Source organism: Occallatibacter sp. (assembly GCF_049802275.1).
Lineage (GTDB): Bacteria > Acidobacteriota > Terriglobia > Terriglobales > Acidobacteriaceae > Telmatobacter.
This window is the reverse complement of sequence record NZ_JBARMD010000535.1, coordinates 1-3,497: the sequence shown is the minus strand read 5'-3', so window position 1 is coordinate 3,497 and position 3,497 is coordinate 1. Positions and strand designations below refer to the sequence as shown.

Here is a 3,497-nt window from a genome sequence, read left to right as displayed (position 1 = left end):
AGCCTTGAAGATCAGGTCGGCGAGCTGCGTTCGCGCGTACTCCGGCTGGAAACGGCTTTGCACGCCTACGGTATCGTGGTTGACGAGGCATCGCCCCCTCGCACTGGACAGGTACGGGCCACGATTGCAACAAGTGTGCCTGAAGCTACGCCACCGCCTCCACAGGCGCGGCCACCTCAAATAGTGCCAAGGCAGACGGAAATCGCTCCGCCTAATTTCGGATCGTTCGATACGGTCGCACAAGAAGATGCGCGTTCGCTGGAGAGCCGGATCGGATCGCAGTGGTTCAATCGGGTCGGCATTCTCGCAACGCTTATTGGCGTAGCGTGGTTCCTCAAGCTGGCCTTCGATAATCATTGGATCGGACCGCTGGGCAGGGTTTTCGTCGGATTAGTTGCCGGCGCCGCGCTCATTGCCTGGTCAGAGCGCTTTGAAAAGCACGGATTTGCGGCTTTCGCCTATTCGCTCAAAGCCGTCGGAAGCGGCACTCTTTATCTTTCGTTGTGGGCTGCCTTCTCGGTTTACGCGTTGATGCCGGCATCGGTTGCCTTTGGAGCGATGATCCTGGTCACCGCGTTCAACGGATACATCGCGTGGTCGCGAAATGCGGAGTTGCTTGCCCTGTATGCCATCGCCGGCGGGCTTACCACGCCTCTGCTGGTGTCGACTGGAGGCAATCACGAAGTCACATTGTTTTTGTATCTGCTGATTCTGGATATCGCGGTGCTGGTTTTGGCGGCGCTGAGGCCGTGGTCGCGCCTTCTCTTTGCGGCATTTACCGGAACGGTGTTGTTCATCGGCGGATGGTGGTTCACTTTTTACTCGCTGGCGCAAGCGGGTCGCACCGCACTCTTTCTTACCTGCTTCTTCCTGATTTTCGCCTTCGCTCCGCGGCTGGTGCGGGCCAAACTCGATGAACATGGAACATCCTCAGCGTGGGACAAGCTGGCACTGGTGGTTCTGCCCATTCTGAATGCGGCTCTCGGATTTCTGGCGTTCTATTCCCTGCCCTCCTCGACCACGCAGGATTGGGCCGGGCCCTGGATCGCGGTGGCCTTCGCCGCTTTCTACCTGCTGCTTCTGCGGTTGCCGGCGCAGGGCGTACTGGGTGAAAGTCCGGCGGTTCTCTCGGGATTGCATCTGGCCGCCGCCGTCGCCTTCCTCACCATCGCCATTCCATTGAAGACGCATGGGCGATGGATGACGATTGGCTGGCTGGTCGAGGGAGCAGCCTTGATGTGGGTCGCCAGCCGATTAGGTCAGTTGCTGTTGCGGGTTTTTGCATTGCTATGCCTGACTCTCGGGCTCTTCTCGCTGCTAATCGTCAACCCTTCGGCGTCGAATACGCCACTTTTCAACGAACGCTTTGGAACGTTCTGTGTAGGCATCGCTGTTTTTGCTTTCGTGGCGTGGCTTGCTCAGAATTCCGCCCATGAAGAAGCTGTAGAGCCGATGATGCGCTGGCCATTTCTTGCGGCCGCTTCGATCATTGCTGTGAATGCGCTGATCCTGATTGCCATCAGTAGCGAGATCCATAACTACTGGTCATCCCTGGGATGGCGCGGAAACTGGGCCGTTCAGCATCAATATCGCATGTACGCGCATTTCAGTTATTCCGCTTTTTTCATGGCCTTTGGAGCGTTGCTGCTGGGTGTGGGCTTCTGGAAGCGTTCCGCATTCCTGCGGTGGCAGGCGCTGGTGCTGTTGGCGCTGACCATCGCAAAAGTCTTCCTGTCGGACATAAGCGAATTGAGCCAGGGGTTCCGGATATTCAGCTTTCTCGGCCTGGGCGCACTTCTGCTTGGGGTGAGCTTCGTGTATCAGCGTGACTGGCTTAATCTGCGTGGCCAGGGAGACCAGGCTCCATGAAGCTAATCACTGCGGTTCTACTGCTCGGGGTTGCCGCTCCGGCGCCCGAGCTTCGCTACTTCCGCTACGAACGATCGATTGAGATCCCACCGCAAGCCTCAGGGCAGACATGCGTTGTTTTGAGCCCGGCAATCTTTAGCCACGCCGCGACTCAGGTCACTGATCTTCGCCTCTACCGCGGAAACACGGAGACGCCCTACGTAATTCAAAGATCCGCTCCAGTTGCACCCTCTCAGGAGATCATTGCACCTTTGAATCTGGGCCGCCGCGCAGGCCAAACCGTCTTTGACCTAGCCATGCCTGCGGGACGGTACCGCGACGTGGATCTTGCGATCACCGGACACGACTTCATTGCCACCGTAACCGTCTCTGGGAGCCAGCAGCAAGCGTCAGCACGAACGAAAATCGGTTCCTTCACCATCTTCGATCTCACGCGGCAGCGGCTTGGGCGGAGCACGGTTCTTCACCTTCCCGATTCCGATTTTCGATTTCTGCACTTCAGCATCGCAGGCCCAATTGCTCCTGAAGATGTTTCAGGACTCTCAATCGAGCGCATGCCGGCGAGCGAAGCGAAATATCAGACCGTGGCTGAGACATCTCAAGTTGCGATGAATGGGCGCGACTCAGTCATCGAGTTCACGGTGCCGAGCCACACCCCCGTTGATCGCGTCGTTCTGGTACCCGGCGCCTCGCCCACCAGTTTCAGCCGCGATGTACGGATTAGTATCTCTCCGATCTCGCAACAACGAAGTCCCGACTCGGTCGAGCCGCCTCGGCAGATCCCGGCCTACGGAAGCTTTTTGCGCGTTCATCGATTACAGGACGGTCATCGCCTCGACGAAGAGCGGCTCGACATTTTCACGCCCGAAGCGGAATTCGATACCCCGGCAAAGTGGACAGTCACCATCGAAAACCGGGACGACACGCCGATCCAGGTTTCATCAGTGCGGCTGGAGATGCTGCAAAGGAGCCTTTGCTTTGATGTCTCTGAAGCAGCTGTGTACACGCTCCACTACGGAGATTCCGTGCTGGTGGCTCCTCGGTATGACTATGCATCGCTGTTTGCGCTGCAATCCAATGCAGCGAAGGCGAACGTGGGACCGGAGAGAGCAAATCCTGACTATCAGGAACGACCCGACAGCCGCCCATTTACCGAAAGACATCCGGCGCTTCTATGGGTGGCGCTGGCCATTGTCATATTGCTTCTCGGGGCCGTCGCCTTCCGGTCTGCGAAGGTCGCCACCAAAGCTTCATCTTAGAGCGCAGCCACGGGAAATGTTAGCAACCATGGCCGATGCTGGGGCGTGCGGCGTTGCCGCAGAAGTGAATTACGATCGACGCCTTCCCGCTCGCCAAAAGCTGCTGACTCCGAGGTAAAGAAACACGACTACCACGACTGCCGACGCTAGAAAAGTTCGGTGGTCGGGGCCTTGTTGCCAGCTTGCTCTCGTTCTCCACAAAACTGGGCTGAAGACCAGCACGGGGAGGAGAAAGAAACCGCCGGTGACCTCAAGCCAGATTTTGCCGCCGACGGTGCGGAAGGGCTTAAAGAAGCCGCTGAGTCCGCGAGCCACGCCGCGGGTGGTTTGCCCTGCGAAGCGTCCACGGTCGGCGGCATTGGCGGGCGG

Annotated in this window: 3 protein-coding genes; 2 read left to right on the top strand and 1 reads right to left on the bottom strand. The window is 58.2% G+C overall.

Annotated features, from left to right (window positions below):
• Both WA354_RS18460 and WA354_RS18455 read left to right on the top strand, forming a co-directional pair.
• Positions 1-1,869: DUF2339 domain-containing protein (locus tag WA354_RS18460; RefSeq protein ID WP_472814490.1), on the top strand; the 1,869-nt coding region annotated here is incomplete at its 5' end.
• Positions 1,866-3,128, top strand: coding sequence for a DUF3999 family protein (locus WA354_RS18455; protein ID WP_472814489.1), 1,263 nt, complete (start codon positions 1,866-1,868; stop codon positions 3,126-3,128). The genes WA354_RS18460 and WA354_RS18455, both read left to right, overlap by 4 nt.
• Positions 3,129-3,197: 69 nt before the next feature.
• On the opposite strand, the gene WA354_RS18450 is transcribed toward WA354_RS18455, so the two are convergent.
• The coding region (locus WA354_RS18450; RefSeq protein WP_472814488.1) for a hypothetical protein at positions 3,198-3,497 on the bottom strand (300 nt) is incomplete at its 5' end.